Genomic DNA, 18,595 nt, shown 5'->3' on the forward strand with positions numbered 1-18,595 from the left:
CGAATCTTAATGATGAAACAACCTCTACTTTTAAAAGTAGAGGTTGTTTTTTTTTAAAGTATGATGATGTTTTCTTTGCAATTTCCTAAAACAGATTTGTTGTATTTAGCACTGTAGTCCGTTAGTTTTGCCCGCTGTAATACATAAGGATGTTATCAAAGGCAAATAAGACATTATTTTTCATCGCCAAATGTGAAAACGATAGTGTTGAGTGTAATAAAGTAAGAAAAATATATGTTTTTTAAAAAAATAATGCATTTCGTCGATATTATTTGGTATTTAAGCGACGTTTTGTGTAAATTCACAATAGAAATATAACAAAAAATGAATTGTAAATAAATTTAAAGAGTTTGCCCCACAATCTACTTTAAACTTAACCCTCTAATATATGAAATCACTATTCTTACGTGCATTTCTGCTTGTGACGGCAGTATGTACATTAGCTTCCTGTTCTTCTGAAGATTCTGAATCTGCAGTACAAGAAGCAACTACTTCTAAAGTGACAACCTTTAGTTACAATGCGTCCGAGGTAGAGGCAATGGATTTGATCAATGCATATAGAGTAAGTATAGGATTGAATGCGTTAGAAAAAATAAATCATATTTCCTTTAAGTCAGAAGAGCACGATAATTATATGATAGCAAACAATGTAGTCAATCATAATGATTTTGCTTCACGTTCAGAAAACATTATAAAAGTATTGGGAGCTAAGACCGTAAGTGAAAATATTGCCTATAATTATAGTACTTCTCAGGCAGCTTTGGAGGCTTGGTTAAACAGTCCTGGTCACAAAGTAGTAATTGAAGGTGACTTTACACATTTTGGAATTGCAATAAGAGAAAACCCGGCTAACGGAAAAAAATATTACACGAATATATTTGCTAAGATATAAATAAGTTGATGTTTCTTTAGAATTAAAAGGCTGCCTTCCCCCCAAAAGGCAGCCTTTTATTTTTTCATGCTTTATCCGATTTATAAAATTCATTTATCTGAAATATTTTTATAAGGTAAATAGTTGAGGTTTATTTGTTTAGAATAGAAGATGTTTCGAAACCAGTTGGCTTGATTCAAAATGCATTTGTGATAATAGGTCTTTAATCTGTTATCAGGCTTATAATAAATTAAAAAAGTAAGTTAATTCATATTTTTAATGTTAAATAATGCATTTCATCGATATTATTTGGTGTTTAAACGATGTTTTATGTAAATTCACACTAGAAATAAAACAAAAATATGAATTATAAATAGTTTTAGAGAGTTTGCCCCACAATCTACTTTAAACTTAATCTTCTAATTTATGAAGTTACCATTATTTCGTGCATTATTGCTCGTATTAGCAGTAGGTACATTGGCCTCTTGTTCTTCTGAAGATTCTGAATCTACAATGCCAGAAGCGACTACATCTAAAGTGACAACCTTTAGTTACAATGCGTCCGAGGTAGAGGCAATGGATTTGATCAATGCATATAGAGTAAGTATAGGATTGAATGCGTTAGAAAAAATAAATCATATTTCCTTTAAGTCAGAAGAGCATGACAATTATATGATAGCAAACAATGTAGTCAATCATAATGATTTTGCTTCACGTTCAGAAAACATTATAAAAGTACTGGGAGCTAAGACTGTAAGTGAAAATATCGCCTATAATTATAGTACTTCTCAGGCAGCTTTGGAGGCTTGGTTAAATAGCCCAGGTCACAAAGTAGTAATTGAAGGTGATTTTACACATTTTGGGATTGCAATAAGAGAAAATCCGGTTAACGGAAAAAAATATTACACTAACATTTTTGCCAAAATTTAAGTGAGTTTTTGTTTTTTTTTAGGAATTAAAAGGCTGCCTCTCGGCAGCCTTTTATATAATTGGTATTTGTAAAATGTCTTAAATTGCAAACTATAAAGCTGAAATGATAAACTCACTTCGTCTGTTTTCTTGATGTTCTTCTTCTGTACATTTTACACCGTCAGCGCATTTGTTTACTAGCTGAGTTTCTCCATAACCTTTACCAGTTAACCTACTTGGCTCAACACCATTTTTGATCAGCCAATTGATAGTTGCTTTTGCTCTTCTGTCAGATAGTCTTTCATTATATGCATGTGTTTGTCTGCTATCTGTATGAGAACGAATATCAAGTTTCATAGTTGGGTTTTGTTTTAGAACATCTAATATTTTTTCTAAATCAAATGCAGCTTCTCTTCTGATATTGGATTTATCCAAATCAAAGTAAATCATTTTAATACCAAAACATTTGCCTAAATCGTCTCCAACAGCTACTTTACATGCCGCTTTTTCTAATGCTATAGGTAAGTTTGTTCTTCCGTTTGTTTTAGCAATAGTTATTCTTTCTTCTTTAGTGGTATATTCCGGTTTTTCAGCTCTTACGTTATAGGTTTTGTTACATTCAACAAGAAAGGAATAATTTCCATTGCTATCTGATAAGGTAGACTTAATATTGTTGAACTGACTGTCAAACAAAGTGACTTTAGTTTCGGGAAGTATTTGTGAAGTTTCTGAATCGGTTATGGTACCATACAATTCTTGCTCACAAATTAGTTTTCTCGTCTCTAAGAATTTATAAATATCATCATATCCCTGACCACCATCTCTATTGGATGTAAAAAAGCCTCTTCTTGATTTTGTGTCAATCAGGTAGGCAAAATCATCTTTTGGGGAATTAGCGTCAGATCCAATATTTTGAACATCGCCGTAGGTATTGTCCGAACTTATTTTAGACATAAAAATATCTAATCCACCAAGACCTGGATGACCATCAGATGCAAAATAGAGCTCATTTTCATTCGTTACATAAGGAAATGTTTCTTTACCTTCTGTATTTATTGTATTTCCTAAATTTTCAGGTGTTCCAAAGGTGCCATCGTAATTTATTTTTACTTTGAACAAATCAGATTGTCCTAATGTTCCTGGCATATCAGAAGCAAAGTACAATGTTCCCTCATCTGCGCTTAGGGCAGGGTGACCCGTACTATAGTTGTCACTGTTAAATGGAAGTTCCGTGATGTTTGTCCATTTGTTATCTTCTAAAGTGGCTTTGTATATTTTTATTAAAGTAATTTTACTCTCATTTTTTCCTTTTTTTCCGTCTAAATAATTATTTCTGGTGAAGTACATTGTTTTTCCATCTTTTGTAAAAGCTGGAGTAGATTCATGAAATTTTGAATTGATGTTTTTATCAAATTTTTTTGGAGCCATTGGAGTCATTTCTTCACCCAAATCGGATACATACAAGTTTGTGAAATATTGATTGGTCCATTGGTGTTTTCTTTGTCCAAGACTTCCTGTATCTCTAGCGGATGCAAAAATGACTTTGTCTAAATATATTGCAGTCCCATAATCAGAATATTTAGAATTGATTCCGGCATTTTCGATATTGTATCTGCCTGAATTCTCTTTTATGGCATCTAAATAATTGGCGTTCTTTTTATAGAGTTTAGCTCTGGTATCATTTCCTGATTTTTCATAAAATTTTCCAAGCATTTCGTCAGCTTTGCTGGTTTCACCGATAGCTTTTAATGAATGGGAATAACGATAAATATATTCAGGTTGCTGTTCTGGATTCATTGCAAATAATTCACCATACCATTTAGCTGATTTTTCAAAATCAGAATTGAAATAGTATGAGTTGCCAAGTTTTTGGAACATATCTTCAGATTTGTATCCCTTTTCAGCGACTCTTTCATATGTTTTTATGGCATCGATATAAGCATAGCTGTCGTATTTTTTGTCTGCAGCAGCAATCTTAGCTTTTTGTGAATATCCGTTAAATGAAAAAACACTTACTATTGTTACGCAAAGGAGTATATAATTTTTCATAATAATTGTTTTTAAAAGAATTTTGGGGTTGTGATTTTATCTTTGTTTTCGAATTTTTGTCTCATCCTTTAAGAGAAAAAACACTTATAATTGATTTAATGAGTATACATTTCGTCATGATAATTGCTTTTAAAAGAATCTTGGTGTTGTCATTTTACCATTATTTTTAAATATTTCATAACGTAAGAAAACCTCATGCGAACCGGAATTATAATTTTCTAATTCGGTAGTTTCCAGGTCGTAACCATAACCTATATACATGCCATCCGAAACTTGAAACCCAGCCATGGCGCTCATTGAGGCATCCCATCGGTAGGCAACTCCCAACACAAATTTGTTATTGAACATAAAATTTCCGGAAATATCTAACTGAAGCGGAGCTCCTTCAACCATTTTGGTAAGTAAGGCAGGTTTGAATTTTATCGAATTTGAGAAATCAAATACGTAACCGGCAATCAAATAATAGTTTATTTTTTCTTTATAAATAGCAACATCATTGTCATCGTAATTATTTGTTTCGATGAAATTCGGAACAGAAAAACCAACATAAGCTTTATCAGAATGGAAATAGATACCGGCACCAATATTTGGGGAGAACGAATCATAGTTTTGTAAAGTTGGATCACCAGCTTCTTCAGGACTTAATTCAGACTCATCCAATTCAAACATATTTGCAGTTGCTTTAACACCAAAAGATAGTTTCCATGTTTCTGAAGTTGGAATAGAATAGGAAATATCTGCTGAGATCGCATTTTCTTTAGTTGGACCAATTCGATCATTTATCAGAGAAACTCCCAATCCCAGATTACTTTCGTTGAGAGGAGTGTTCATTGATACAGTGTTGGTAACTGGAGCACCGTCTAATCCAACCCATTGTGTGCGATGAAGTGCGAACATACTAAACGCGCCTCTTGATCCCGCATATGCTGGATTAACATTTATTGTGTTGTACATATATTGTGTAAATTGAGCATCTTGTTGCGCAAAACTTGCAATGGCTGTAAACATCAAAACGATAGAAAATAATTTTGTTTTCATAGTAGATATTTATTTTGTAATTAGCTATCGAATATATTCTTTCAAAATTCCAAAAGGACAGTTTAAAGAAATATCAATTTTTGTTTATGTTTAAAAAAGGGCTTTTTTATATTAAGTCTGAGGACAATTTCATGTCCTCAGACCGATTAAAGTTCAGATTATTTAGTAAGATATAGATACCCGTCTTCTTTTTTGCTTACAACAGTATCATTTACATCAAGGTATGAATAATTCAAGATGTAGAAATAAGTACCGGTAGGTAAACCTGATGACTGGTTAATAGTTGATCTTCCTCTGGAAGTACCATCAAAGTAATTACTTTCATTATTGTAGTCTTTAGTATCGAAAACTAATACACCCCAACGGTTGTAAATTTCAATTGAGTTACCGGTGTAACACTCATCATTAATATTGGCAATAACGAAGGTATCATTTCTTCCATCTCCATTTGGTGAGAAGGCATTATGAACTTTTACAGAATTACAAGCTAATACTCTACAATCATCGTTTACTGCCATGTTCACAATTATGCTTCTTGGACAAAATTCATCAGGAATTTTATATTCAAATGAATAATTATTAATAGCAAGACCAAATGGGGAGAAAATGCTTCCATTTAGTGAAACTGCATTGCTTAGAGCTGTCCAAACGCCATTTGTTGGTGTTCCTGCTGGTAATTTATCTGATAAATTCACTGTTGAAGAATCAGCATTACATGCCTCACTGTTAATGTTAACTACACTGTTGGCAATGGTAACATTAATGACTTGGATAAATTCAGATGTGTTCTCACAACTATCAGTCACTATCCATTTTCTCACAATTGAATAAGAACTTTGAGTAGGGTTAATAATATTTTCTGTGAATTCCTCTTGTGTCACTTCTGAACAATTGTCTACAAATGTCACTAGGTCGGCAGAAGGGATATCGTTACAATTAGCATCGATACTGGCGATAAATGGTGCTGCAGTCGTTGGTCCTGTTTTGTCTTCCACAATAATAATTTGAGAAGCATTAGAAAAATTACCGGAAGCATCAGTAGCGGTCCAAGTTCTTGTAATTGTAGAGGAGCCTGGGCAACTTCCCAATACTGTAGTATCTTCATGAGTCAAAGTAACTGAACTACAGGTGTCAGTAGCTATTGCTGGCTCAAAAACAACTGGTTCATCACAAGATATCGTTTTTGGTTCTGGTAATTGAGCAAACACAGGTTTATTAATATCTTGAACTGTAATTGTTATGAATCCAGTGATACAATTGTCAGGATTTAATTTTTCACATACTTGATAAAGTAATTTATAGTTTCCTACAGGAAGTCCATTTGCTATATTAACTGAACCTGTATCATCTAATGTTATACTTGAATTAATTCCTGCAATTAATTTAATAGTTACTTTGTCTATCGAAACAGGTTGATCATTAATTGTAACGGTTAACAAAGGATTAACACTAAAAATGGTATCATCACAATTAATAGTTCTAAATAAGTTAGGTGCTGAATTGGCCATTCTAGGCAAAGCAACTGTAATTGAAACCACTGCTTGATCGCAGTTGCCCGGTACAGCATTTTCACAAATTTGATAGGTTAATTCATAAATTCCTTGTGGGGTTCCAGGGAGAACATCAACAGAACCATCAGGATTAAGAATTAAGTTATTATTAGGAATTACTGTTATAAGAGTAACTTCTGCAGGGTTCACGGCTATATTATTTAATGTGTCATTAGTAAATACATTAAGAATATTCTGTGCGCCATTTGAGCCATCAAAAGTGCTTGCACTATCTTCCACAGCATCAATAGGAGTTGCTGTAACGGTAACAGTAACAGTTGCCTGATCGCAGTTTGTATTATTAGCAATCTCACATATTTGATAAATTAGTGTATAGCTTCCAGCAGGTGTTCCTGCTGCCACAACTACATCAGTACCACTTAAGGTAATTCCTGCATGAGTTGAGCTTATAGTGGTAATTGCAACATCTTGAGGATTCACTGCAGTACAATTTAGCAAGTCATTTGTCAATACGTTAGTAAAAGAAATACCTCCTGTATAACTATTAACAGGACTTCCAGCGTCATCGTTAGCTACAATGAAGTTAGTTACTGTTAGTTTAGCTTCACAAGTAACTTTATTACCGCAATCATCCTCAGCTGTAATAATCACAGTTGTTGTTCCGGAAGTAACTACTGAACCGGCGGCAGGACTTTGTGTAATAATTAAGGATGCAGATGGTGTACAATTATCACTCACTTGAATAGTAGAAGTAAAGTCAGGTACTATAGCTTCGCAACTTGAATTTGAAGCAACCGTTTGGTCAGCAGCACAAGATGTTACAACAGGAGCGGTACTGTCTTCTATGGTGATTATTTGTGTAAATACCGCAGAAGTATTACCGCAATTGTCACTCACGGTCCAGGTATTCGTATAAGTTCCTGCATTGGCACAACCTTCAGAAGGAACAAAAACACCAGATACTTTAACAATATTGGTTATATCGACATCACATAAGTCAGCAGCAACAGGGAAAGCAGCTTGGGCAGTTGCTAAAGCAGTAGCATCACTACATTCTACAGTTGTGTTTAAGGCAGCGGCTGCAGTTGTCCAAGTTGGAGCGGTAGTGTCTTCGATAGTTATTACTTGCGTAAATACCGCTGAAGGATTACCACAATCGTCAGTTACAGTCCAAGTATTGGTATAAGTTCCTGCATTGGCACAGCCTTGAGAAGGCACAAATACACCAGGTACTTTCACAATATTGGTTACATCCACATCACATAAGTCAGCAGCAACAGGGAAAGCAGCTTGGGCAGTTGCTAAAGCAGCAGTATCGCTACATTCTACAGTTGTGTTTAAAGTAGCAGCTGCAGTTGTCCAAGTTGGAGCGGTGGTGTCCTCGATGGTAATTACTTGAGTAAATACCGCAGAAATATTGCCACAATCATCATTCACTGTCCAAGTATTGGTATAAGTTCCTGCATTGGCACAACCTACAGAAGGCACAAATGCACCAGGAACTTTGACAATATTCGTTACATCGACATCACACAAATCAGCAGCAACAGGGAAGACAGCTTGAGCAGTTGCCAAAGCAGCAGTATCACTACATTCTACAGTTGTGTTTAAAGCAGCGGCTGCAGTTGTCCAAGTTGGAGCGGTAGTGTCTTCAACGGTGATTACTTGTGTAAATACCGCAGAAGTATTACCACAATCGTCAGTTACAGTCCAAGTATTGGTATATGTTCCAGCATTGGTACAACCTTCAGAAGGCACAAATACACCAGGTACTTTAACAATATTGGTTACATCAGTATCAGATAAATCAGTAGCGATTGGGAAGGCAGCTTGTGCAGTTGCTAAAGCGGCAGTATCGCTACATTCTACAGTGGTGTCTAAAGCACCGGCTAGAGTAGTCCATGTAGGTGGTAAAGCATCTCCTATGGTAATTACTTGTGTAAATACGGCAGAAGTATTACCACAATCGTCATTCACAGTCCAAGTATTGGTATAGGTACCTGCATTGGCACAACCTACAGAAGGCACAAATGCACCAGGTACTTTCACAATATTGGTTACATCGACATCACATAAATCAGCGGCTACAGGAAAGGCAGCTTGCGCAGTTGCCAAAGCGACAGCATCGCTAAATTCTAAAGCAGTATCTAAAGAACCGGCAGCAGTAGTCCAAGTTGGCGCAGTAGTATCTTGAATAGTTATAACTTGGGTGAAAGTAGTACTTTCATTTAGACAAACGTCTTTCGCAATCCAAGTGTTAGTATAGGTTCCTGAATTAGGACAAGACCCTACCACAAAAGCACCGGATACTTTGGTATAAGTAACCGTACTGCAATTATCAGTAGCTACTGGAGCCAAGGCCTGAGCGGTTTCTAAAGAAGCAGTATCACTACATTCGATAGTTGTGTTTAAAGCAGTAGCTGCAGTTGTCCAAGTGGGATCAGTAGTATCTTGGATGGATATAATTTGAGTGAAAGTAGTGCTTTCATTTAGACAAACATCTTTCGCAATCCAAGTATTTGTATAGGTTCCTGAGTTGGCACAAGAGCCGGCCACAAATGCACCAGATACTTTAGTATAGGTAACCGTACTGCAATTATCAGTAGCAACAGGAGCCAAAGCTTGAGCAGTTTCTAAAGCAGCAGTGTCGCTACATTCAATTGTTCTGTTTAAATTAGTTGCAGCCGTTGTCCAGGTAGGATCAGTAGTATCTTGAATGGTGATAACTTGGGTGAAAGTAGTACTTTCATTTAGACAAACATCTTTCGCAATCCAAGTATTAGTGTAAGTTCCTGAGTTAGCACAAGACCCTGCCACAAAATCGCCCGATACTTTAGTATACGTAACCGTACTACAATTATCAGTAGCTACAGGAGCTAAGGCTTGCGCAGCTGCTATAGCGGCAGTATTGCTACATTCGATAGTTCTGTTTAAATTAGTTGCAGCCGTTGTCCATGTTGGATCAGTAGTATCTTGGATGGATATAATTTGAGTGAAAGTAGTGCTTTCATTTAGACAAACATCTTTGGCAATCCAGGTATTAGTGTAAGTTCCTGAGTTAGCACAAGAACCAGCCACAAAAGCACCGGATACTTTAGTATAGGTAACCGTGCTGCAATTATCAGTAGCAACAGGAGCCAAGGCTTGAGCAGCTGTTAAAGCAGCAGTATCACTACATTCAATCGTTCTGTCTAAGTTAGTTGCAGTAGTAGTCCAAGTAGGATCAGTTGTATCTTGAATAGTTATAACTTGAGTGAAAGTAGTGCTTTCATTTAGACAAACATCTTTCGCAATCCAAGTATTAGTATAGGTTCCTGAGTTAGCACAAGTCCCTGCTACAAAAGCACCGGATACTTTGGTATAGGTAACCGTACTGCAATTATCAGTAGCAACAGGAGCTAAGGCCTGAGCAGTTGCCAAAGCAGCTGTATCACTACATTCGATAGTTGTATTTAAATCGGTAGCGGCTGTTGTCCAAGTAGGATCTGTAGTATCTTGAATAGTGATAACCTGGGTGAAAGTAGTGCTTTCATTTAGGCAAACATCTTTCGCAATCCAAGTATTTGTATAGGTTCCTGAGTTGGCACAAGAGCCGGCCACAAATGCACCAGATACTTTAGTATAAGTAACAGTGCTGCAATTATCAGTAGCAGCAGGAGCCAAAGCTTGAGCAGTTTCTAAAGCTGCAGTGTCGCTACATTCGATTGTTCTGTTTAAAGCAGTAGCAGCAGTCGTCCAGGAAGGATCTGTAGTATCTTGAATGGTGATAATCTGAGTGAAAGTAGTGCTTTCATTTAGACAAACATCTTTCGCTATCCAAGTATTAGTGTAAGTTCCTGAGTTAGCACAAGAACCGGCGACAAAAGCACCAGATACTTTAGTATAGGTAACCGTACTGCAATTGTCAGTAGCAATAGGAGTCAAGGCTTGAGCGGTTGCTAAAGCAGCAGTGTCGTTACATTCGATTGTTCTGTTTAAAGCAGTAGCAGCCGTTGTCCAAGTAGGATCTGTGTTGTCTTCAATAGTTATAACTTGAGTGAAAGTTGTGCTTTCATTTAAACAAACATCTTTCGCAATCCAAGTATTAGTATAGGTTCCTGAGTTAGCACAAGTTCCTGTAACAAAAGCACCAGCTACTTTAGTATAGGTAACCGTGCTGCAATTATCAGTAGCAACAGGAGCCAAGGCTTGAGCAGTTGCTAAAGCAGCAGTATTACTACATTCAATCGTTCTGTCTAAGTTAGTTGCAACAGTTGTCCAGGTTGGATCTATTGTATCTTGAATAGTTATTGTTTGAGTAGCAGTTCCAAAATTACCACAAAGATCGGTTACAGTAAAAGTTCTGGTAATTACAATTGGGCAAGTTCCACTTTGAGTATCTTGATAGGTAATACTTTGTATAGAGGATGCATCTGTTATGCTACCGCCAATTTGAGTAAATGTTTCAGTAGAAATAGAAACGGCTATAGTAGAGAACGCTAATGTACCAGCGTTTGCAACACTACATCCTTCAATTAGGGTATTTGTAGGTGCCGTAACGACCGGTTTAGTTGTATCTCCTCCATCAATTGTTACCTGAAGTGATTTTTGACAGCCATTACTATCCGTAACAGTAACATTATAGTTTCCTGCAGCCAGATTTGATTGATCCTCATTCGCCGGTATTACACCAGTGCCTGTCCATAAGTATGTGTATCCCGGGTTTCCTCCCGACGCGGTCAAGTCAATAGCTCCAGTCGAACCGGTTCCACAACTTATGTGAGTTGGTATGGCTGTGAGGGTAAGTTCCGGAGGAGTTACTATCGTCAGTTCATAAAAATTAGATACGGCACCTACTGGGTTGCCGTCTGTAACTGTCAGTCTAGGTTTATTTACAATAGGAGTTGTGTATGTGTGAATTGGATTTGCAACAGTTGAATCTGTAGTACCATTGCCATCAAAATCCCAGGCATAAGAATAAGGAACGGTACCTCCATTTGTAGTAGAAGTGAAAGTTACCGTTGTATTATTACCTTCTTTACATGCTTTGTAAGTATATTGAACGGCTAAAGGCGATGATACTATTGCAAGGTTAGTAAAGTCACATTGAGCACTAGAATAAGAGTTACAGTCATAAGGAAGATTCGCTCCAAGTTTATTAGAATCATTAGTCACCCATGCTATTATTGTATTTGTCAGAGATATAGATTCTCCACAAGTCCAGTTAAAAGTATAAATCATATTTTTTCCGGCACCAGGTGCTACGGTTCCCATATATAAATCAATAGGATAAACTTGTCCGTTTCTTGTTAAGTCAGATTGTAATCGAGTATGATAAATATTGGAACCGGAATTAGAAGTATAGTTCAAATAAACATAAACGGTTTTGGTTTCTCCAATAGTACAGGTGGTATTACTGATCGGCTCTCCATTTACTCCCTCAAAACTTAAATAGACATCCTTTAGTGTGTAATTATTTGAAGTACAGTTAAAACCGCAGTTTCTTAAATCTACTTGGGAGTAGGAAAAAGTCGAGTAAAACATCAACACAATCGCAATAAAAATATCTTTTGTGTTTATTTTTTTTAAAAAAAGAGTAATGTTTTTCATGATATTTAACTTTGATTAGTTAGAAATGGGATGCAATAAATTGTGAATAATCTTAAACAAAAAATATATTTTAATTTGTTAGTTCAGAATTTTGACAAGCTCGTTTTATGACTTTTTACTATTAAAATTGATGCTGTCAAAAAGTTGTTATTGTCGTAAAAGACATTTATTTAAGGCTAAATTAAATAGAAATGAAATAATTGATATCTTTTATCTATAAATAGCCTAAAAACTCGTTGAAAGGATATTTTTGGTTAAAAAAAACTAAAAAAGAAGAGAAAAAAGAGCTACTTTAACATGTAATTTTCTATATAATTGGGTTTTTATGCTAATATTCTGATTATTAAATACATAATGTTTATTTTTTGTAGGTGCAAACTTTTTTAATTAAAAGATGTTTTTATATAAGAAATTGATTATGATGTAGTTATGTTTTGTTTTTAGTCTTTAAAACAACAATATTTTTTATGGTAATTAGGTATATCCCTTTTTAAGTATTCGGACAACAAATTTTGATATAAAGCATTAAAAAAAAGGAGATTATAAATTTTTCTTTTGTAAATTAGAAGTTGAAATATTTGATGTTTTCTGTTAATCGATTAAGAACGAATACTCTTACTATGAAAAATTTAATATTAATTAGACATGCGAAGTCAAGTTGGGAAGCACCATTAATAGATTTTGACAGACCTTTGATGAAAAACGGGATTTTGGATGCACATTTAGTTTCATCAAATATTTTAAATTACATTCCGAAGACTTATTTAATTTGGAGTAGTCCTGCACGAAGAGCATCTGATACAGCACTTATTTTTGCGCAAAATATTTCATATCCGATTGAAAGTATCGTTTATAAAAGTGAACTTTATACTTTTGATGAAAATCAATTGGAAAAAGAGATAAAATCTTGCGATAATAGTTTTGAAAGTGTTATTCTTTTCGGACATAACGATGCTATTACAAATTTTGTTAATAAATTTGGGGATGTTTTTATAGATAATGTTCCTACTTCTGGATTTGTATCCTTACAATTTGAAGAAGACAGTTGGGAAAAAATTACTAAAGGCAAAACCAAAAAAATAATATTCCCCAAAGATTTAAAATAAAAAACGTGTTAGAACAAAAATATATTGATAGAGAAAAAAGTTGGTTAGCGTTTAATGCACGAGTACTTCAAGAAGCAGCTGATGAATCGGTACCATTATTAGATAGATTACGATTTTTAGGTATTTTTTCAAACAACTTAGATGAGTTTTTCAGAGTTCGTTTTGCGGCTATCAGAAGATTAAGTTTAACAGGAGTATCGGGAGAGAAGATATTAGGAGGTATTTCGGCGCAGCAATTACTAAAAGATATTACAGAAATTGTTATTGGGCAACAATCCGAAAGTTTACAGATTTTGAGCGATATAGAGGCTAAACTCGAAACGGAAAACATTCTTACTATAGATGAATATGATGTGTCTCCAGAGCAAGAGAATTTTATAAAAGATTTTTTTGTTCAAAAGGTAAGCCCGGAACTAGTCACCATTATCCTTAATGATTTAGCACAATTTCCTATTTTGAAAGACACCTCAGGATATTTGGCTGTAAAATTAGTGATGAACAATAAGGATGAACTAAAGTCTCCTAATTTGACTAAAATTAAAAAGGTAATACGATATGCTTTAATCGAAATCCCCAAAACAATCAATCGATTTGTGGTTTTGCCTTCAAACAACGAAAAGCAATATGTTATTATGTTAGATGACGTAATCCGTCTTAATCTGAATAAAATTTTCGACATATTTGATTACGAAAGTGTTTCGGCACATATGATTAAAATTACCAGAGATGCGCAGTTAGACATTGACAGTGATTTGAGTAAAAGTATGCTTGAAAAAATTGCCACAAGCGTAAAAGACAGAAGGATTGGCGAACCGGTTCGTTTCATTTATGACCAATCAATAGGAAAAGATACATTAAAATATTTTCTTTCAAATATGGGGATAGATGCCACAGATAGTATCATCCCGGGTGGCAGGTATCATAATAGAAGGGATTATATGGATTTTCCTAATCTGGGACGTTTTGACTTGCTGTACAAAAGTAATCCGCCTTTGCAAATTCCAGGATTGAGTTTGGATGAGAATATCATGAAAAAAATTGCCCTTAAAGATTATATGGTTCATGCTCCTTATCAATCGTATTCTTATGTCATTAAATTTTTAAGAGAAGCTGCCTTAGATCCAAAAGTTTCATCTATAAAGATTACGCTGTACCGCTTGGCTAAAAATTCACAGATTATCAGTTCGCTAATAAATGCTGCTAAAAACGGTAAAAAAGTTACCGTACAAATTGAATTGCAAGCTCGTTTTGATGAAGCCAGTAATATATCATATGCGGAGCAGATGCAAACAGAAGGTATAGAACTTATTTTTGGTATTAAAGGACTAAAAGTGCACAGTAAAATATGTGTTATTGAAAGAACGGAAGGCAAGAAAATAAAACGTTACGGAATTATCTCAACAGGGAATTTTAATGAATCAACAGCAAAGGTGTATACAGATGTTACCCTTTTTACCTGTCATCAGAAAATTCTAAAGGATGTTTCCAAGATATTTGAGTTCTTTGATATAAATTATCGCATACATCGTTACAAGCACCTTATTGTTTCACCACATTATACAAGAACTCGCTTTTATAAAATGATTGATAGAGAAATAGCACATGCTTTGGCGGGTAAAAAAACCTATATGAAGTTAAAGATGAATAGTTTATCAGACTTTGATATGATTGATAAATTGTATGATGCCAGTAGAGCGGGGGTGAAAATAGAACTTGAAGTAAGAGGTATTTGTTCCTTGGTACCCGGAATTCCAGGAATGAGTGAAAACATTGAAGCGATAAGTATCGTTGATAATTATCTGGAACATTCCAGAATTTATATCTTTGGCAACGCAGGACAAACGGAAGTTTATATTTCATCGGCAGATCTTATGACCAGGAATCTCGATGGTAGAGTTGAGGTTACTTGTCCAATTTATGATGAGGATATAAAACAAGAATTGATAGATAATTTTGATTTGGGATGGAAAGGAAATGTCAAGGCAAGATATCATTCACACCTTCTGGATAATAAATATAGAGAAAGAGGAAATAACCCCGTTTTTAGGGCGCAATTAGAGACTTATAATTATTACATAAACAAAATTGCGGTAGAAGAGGAAACAGTTCATTCGTAAAGTTGGAAGCCTCTATAAAAGGTTTTCCCAATCGATGAATCAATAAATCAAGAATCAGTCAGGAAATGATAAAAATAAAAAAATATGCAGCAATCGATATTGGATCTAACGCCATGCGGTTGTTGATTGCCAATATTGTAGAACAAGACGGAAAAGAAACACAATTCAGTAAGAGTTCCTTAGTGCGTGTGCCTATTCGTTTGGGACAAGATGCCTTTACGGTTGGCGAAATTACACCAGAAAATATAGAGAGAATGTGTGACGCCATGAAAGCTTTTAATCTTTTGATGAAAGTACATAAGGTAGAGCGTTACATGGCATTTGCCACTTCAGCGATGCGTGAAGCTTATAATGGAAAAGAAGTCGTGGCAATCATCAAGAAGAAAGCTGATATCAAAATAGAAATTATCGACGGTAAAAAAGAAGCTGCGATAATTGCCTCAACCGATTTACATCATTTATTGAAAACGGACCAAACCTATCTTTTTGTTGATGTTGGTGGTGGTAGTACCGAATTTACATTGTTTTCTAATGGTAAAATGATTGTTTCAAAGTCTTTCAAAGCGGGAACTGTACGATTGCTTAATGATATGGTTTGTGATGTGGTCTGGGAAGAAATAGAAAAATGGATTAGAACGAATACGATGGATTATGAGGAGGTTACGCTTATAGGTTCTGGGGGGAACATCAATAAGTTATTTAAAATGTCAGGCAAGCAGCAAGAAAAACCTTTGTCATACATTTATGTTAACTCACAATACTCCTTCTTGAATTCTCTAACCTATGAACAAAGAATTTCAGAATTAGGACTGAACTCAGACCGTGCCGACGTAATTATCCCGGCTACCAGAATCTACTTGAATGCAATGAAGTGGAGTGGTGCCCGACATATTTATGTCCCTAAAATTGGTTTGGCGGACGGAATTGTAAAAGCGATGTATTACGGAAAAATATAAGCTCTTTATGAGAGTATTTGATTTGGTCATAAATTTTATTTAAATAGAACCTGAATGAATAAAAACAGATTAGAAGCTTTTAGCGATGGTGTTTTAGCAATAATAATTACTATCATGGTACTGGAAATAAAAGTTCCGCATGGAGAGAATTTTAGCGATTTACTGCAGTTGTTTCCTAAATTTTTGAGCTATATCTTGAGTTTTATTTATGTTGGAATTTATTGGAACAATCACCATCATTTGTTGCAAAGTCTTACTAAAGTAAACGGTAGGATACTTTGGGCTAACTTACATTTATTATTTTGGCTGTCTTTAATCCCCGTTTCAACAGGATGGATGGGTGAGCACAATTTTGCCAAAGCTGCCATTACATTATATGGTGTTATTCTTTTTATGGCAGCAGTAGCATTTTGGTTTCTACAAAATATAATTATCTCAAGTGAAGGCAAAAATTCATTATTGGCAAAAGCGGTAGGAAATGATTTAAAAGGGAAAATCTCTAATATTTTGTATTTGGCAGCAATAGGTCTTTCTTTTTATAACCAATGGATTGCTGCGGCTATTTATATTATTGTTGCTTTTATTTGGCTTATTCCCGATAAAAGAATTGAGAAAGTAATTAATGTGGAGGAATAAAGTAACTTTTAATTAGAATTAGGCATTTATATCCAGTCCGAAAGTAGTTCTCAGTAATTCAATATTCGGATTGAGTTGATGCAGTCGGTTGTATCGGTCCTGATCGTTAAAACTTCTTTTACTTTCAAAACTTTCGTTTACAATCACTTCAATAGTAATGTCATGGTTGTGAAGATGACCTTTAAGATGACCTAAAAGACCATGCATTTCTTTTTCAAAATCAAGTTTTGAGCCTTCGTTCGGTAATTCGATTGTAATTGCTGTTCCGGTTAAAACAGGATCGTTGATAAGAAGTAAGGACTCCATGATTCGATAGCCTTTATCCCCTAAACGTTGGGCATATTTGTTCCAATGTAATAACATTTCAGTTTCGGTAAACGGTTCAGTAGGTAGGTGGCCGATTTCCTTCTTTACAAAATTTTTTTTACTTTCTTCTAATGCTTTTTTAGCGCGAATACTGGACAGTGATAATGCTGAAACTTTCGGCTCATTTGATGATGGAATTTCTATTTTTTTAACTGGATCAGAAATTACCGGAGCTATTATTGCAGCTTTAGGTCCTTTTTTAGGAACGGACGCTTCCAATGGAGCACTTTCGACTTTCGACTTTGGGCTTTCGACAATTGAGTAATCATTTCTCCTGAAGTAAGTGGGAGGAATTATAAATTGGTCAACTTTTTTTTTTCTCCATCAAAAGTGATAGAGGCTAATTGCATTAAACAAAGTTCAACAAGAAGACGTTGGTTTTGACTGACTTTATACTTCAAATCACAATCGTTTGCAATTTCGATTCCTTTCAATAAAAAGTCCTGACTGCATTTTTGCGATTGTACCGCATACATTTGTTGCGCTTGTTCTCCAACTTCTAATAAAGGTAAGGTCGAAGGTGTTTTAGAAACTAATAAATCCCTGAAATGCGAAGCCAATCCCGAAACAAAATGATGGGCATCAAATCCTTTAGAAAGAATATCATTGAAGGCCATTAATAATTCAGGAATTTTATTTTCCAGAATTAAATCGGTTACATTGATGTACGTTTCATAGTCAAGGACATTCAGATTTTCTGTAACGGCTTGTCTGGTAAGGTTTGTTCCGCAAAAAGAAACTACCCTGTCAAAAATAGATAAAGCATCACGCATGGCACCATCTGCTTTTTGAGCAATAATATGCAAGGCATCATCTTCAAAATTTACTCCTTGGCTTTCAGCAACATCAGCAAGATGTTCTTTAGCATCTTTTACGGTAATTCTTTTGAAATCGAATATCTGACAACGAGAAAGTATCGTTGGAATGATTTTATGTTTTTCGGTCGTAGCCAAAATAAAAATGGCGTGCTTTGGCGGTTCTTCTAATGTCTTTAAGAATGCATTAAAAGCTGCCGAAGACAACATATGAACCTCATCAATAATATATACTTTGTATTGTCCTGTTTGCGGCGGAATTCGAACTTGGTCAATCAAATTTCGAATATCATCAACAGAATTGTTGGAAGCAGCATCTAATTCGAAAACATTAAACGCAAAATCTTCATTTGGATCGTCATATCCGGGCTGATTTATTTTTCGAGCCAAAATACGGGCGCAAGTTGTTTTTCCCACACCACGAGGACCGGTAAATAGTAAGGCCGAGGCTAAGTGGTTGTTTTCTATGGCATTCAATAAAGTATTGGTGATGGCTTTTTGTCCCACAACATCTTTAAATGTTTGAGGACGGTATTTACGAGCCGATACTACAAATTGTTCCATAGAAATTTTTATTCGAAAGCAAATATAGGTAATGGGATTATATTATGAAAACGATAATTTGTTTTATT

11 protein-coding genes are annotated in these 18,595 nt (G+C 35.1%); 6 read left to right on the forward strand and 5 right to left on the reverse strand.

Annotated features, from left to right (window positions below):
* The first annotated feature begins 388 nt into the window (after window positions 1-388).
* Window positions 389-892, forward strand: a complete 504-nt coding sequence (locus tag ABEB23_RS09685) for a CAP domain-containing protein (RefSeq protein WP_348812394.1) — start codon at window positions 389-391, stop codon at window positions 890-892.
* A gap of 405 nt (window positions 893-1,297) precedes the next feature.
* On the forward strand, window positions 1,298-1,801 hold the full coding sequence (locus tag ABEB23_RS09690) for a CAP domain-containing protein (RefSeq protein WP_348812395.1): 504 nt from the start codon (window positions 1,298-1,300) through the stop codon (window positions 1,799-1,801).
* A gap of 90 nt (window positions 1,802-1,891) precedes the next feature.
* Here the strand turns inward: ABEB23_RS09690 and ABEB23_RS09695 are convergent, their stop codons facing one another.
* The 3 genes from ABEB23_RS09695 to ABEB23_RS09705 form a co-directional block, all read right to left on the reverse strand.
* Complete coding sequence (locus ABEB23_RS09695; RefSeq protein WP_348812396.1) at window positions 1,892-3,829, reverse strand: OmpA family protein; 1,938 nt, start codon at window positions 3,827-3,829, stop codon at window positions 1,892-1,894.
* 129 nt (window positions 3,830-3,958) lie between these two features.
* Window positions 3,959-4,867, reverse strand: a complete 909-nt coding sequence (locus ABEB23_RS09700; protein ID WP_348812397.1) for a PorP/SprF family type IX secretion system membrane protein — start codon at window positions 4,865-4,867, stop codon at window positions 3,959-3,961.
* A gap of 158 nt (window positions 4,868-5,025) precedes the next feature.
* The gene (locus ABEB23_RS09705) at window positions 5,026-11,967 is read right to left on the reverse strand and encodes a T9SS type B sorting domain-containing protein (protein WP_348812398.1); all 6,942 of its coding nucleotides are present in this window, start codon (window positions 11,965-11,967) and stop codon (window positions 5,026-5,028) included.
* Window positions 11,968-12,587: 620 nt separating this feature from the next.
* Between ABEB23_RS09705 and ABEB23_RS09710 the strand changes: the two genes are divergently transcribed.
* From ABEB23_RS09710 to ABEB23_RS09725, 4 genes are all read left to right on the forward strand, one after another.
* Complete coding sequence (locus ABEB23_RS09710; RefSeq protein ID WP_348812399.1) at window positions 12,588-13,073, forward strand: SixA phosphatase family protein; 486 nt, start codon at window positions 12,588-12,590, stop codon at window positions 13,071-13,073.
* A gap of 5 nt (window positions 13,074-13,078) precedes the next feature.
* Window positions 13,079-15,190: a polyphosphate kinase 1 gene (gene ppk1 / locus ABEB23_RS09715; protein WP_348812400.1), complete on the forward strand. Its 2,112-nt coding sequence runs from the start codon at window positions 13,079-13,081 to the stop codon at window positions 15,188-15,190.
* A 65-nt stretch (window positions 15,191-15,255) separates the two neighbouring features.
* Window positions 15,256-16,146, forward strand: a complete 891-nt coding sequence (locus ABEB23_RS09720; protein WP_348812401.1) for a Ppx/GppA phosphatase family protein — start codon at window positions 15,256-15,258, stop codon at window positions 16,144-16,146.
* Between the two features lie 54 nt (window positions 16,147-16,200).
* The gene (locus ABEB23_RS09725) at window positions 16,201-16,782 is read left to right on the forward strand and encodes a TMEM175 family protein (RefSeq protein WP_348812402.1); all 582 of its coding nucleotides are present in this window, start codon (window positions 16,201-16,203) and stop codon (window positions 16,780-16,782) included.
* 18 nt (window positions 16,783-16,800) lie between these two features.
* Here ABEB23_RS09725 and ABEB23_RS09730 read toward each other — a convergent pair whose 3' ends face one another.
* Both ABEB23_RS09730 and dnaX read right to left on the reverse strand, forming a co-directional pair.
* Entirely contained in the window at window positions 16,801-17,367 is a 567-nt protein-coding gene (locus ABEB23_RS09730; RefSeq protein ID WP_348812403.1) for a DUF8439 domain-containing protein, read from the reverse strand.
* 74 nt (window positions 17,368-17,441) lie between these two features.
* On the reverse strand, window positions 17,442-18,527 hold the full coding sequence (gene dnaX, locus ABEB23_RS09735) for a DNA polymerase III subunit gamma/tau (RefSeq protein ID WP_348812404.1): 1,086 nt from the start codon (window positions 18,525-18,527) through the stop codon (window positions 17,442-17,444).
* Window positions 18,528-18,595: the final 68 nt, after the last annotated feature.

It is taken from the genome of Flavobacterium maritimum (genome assembly GCF_040049085.1).
GTDB lineage: Bacteria > Bacteroidota > Bacteroidia > Flavobacteriales > Flavobacteriaceae > Flavobacterium > Flavobacterium maritimum.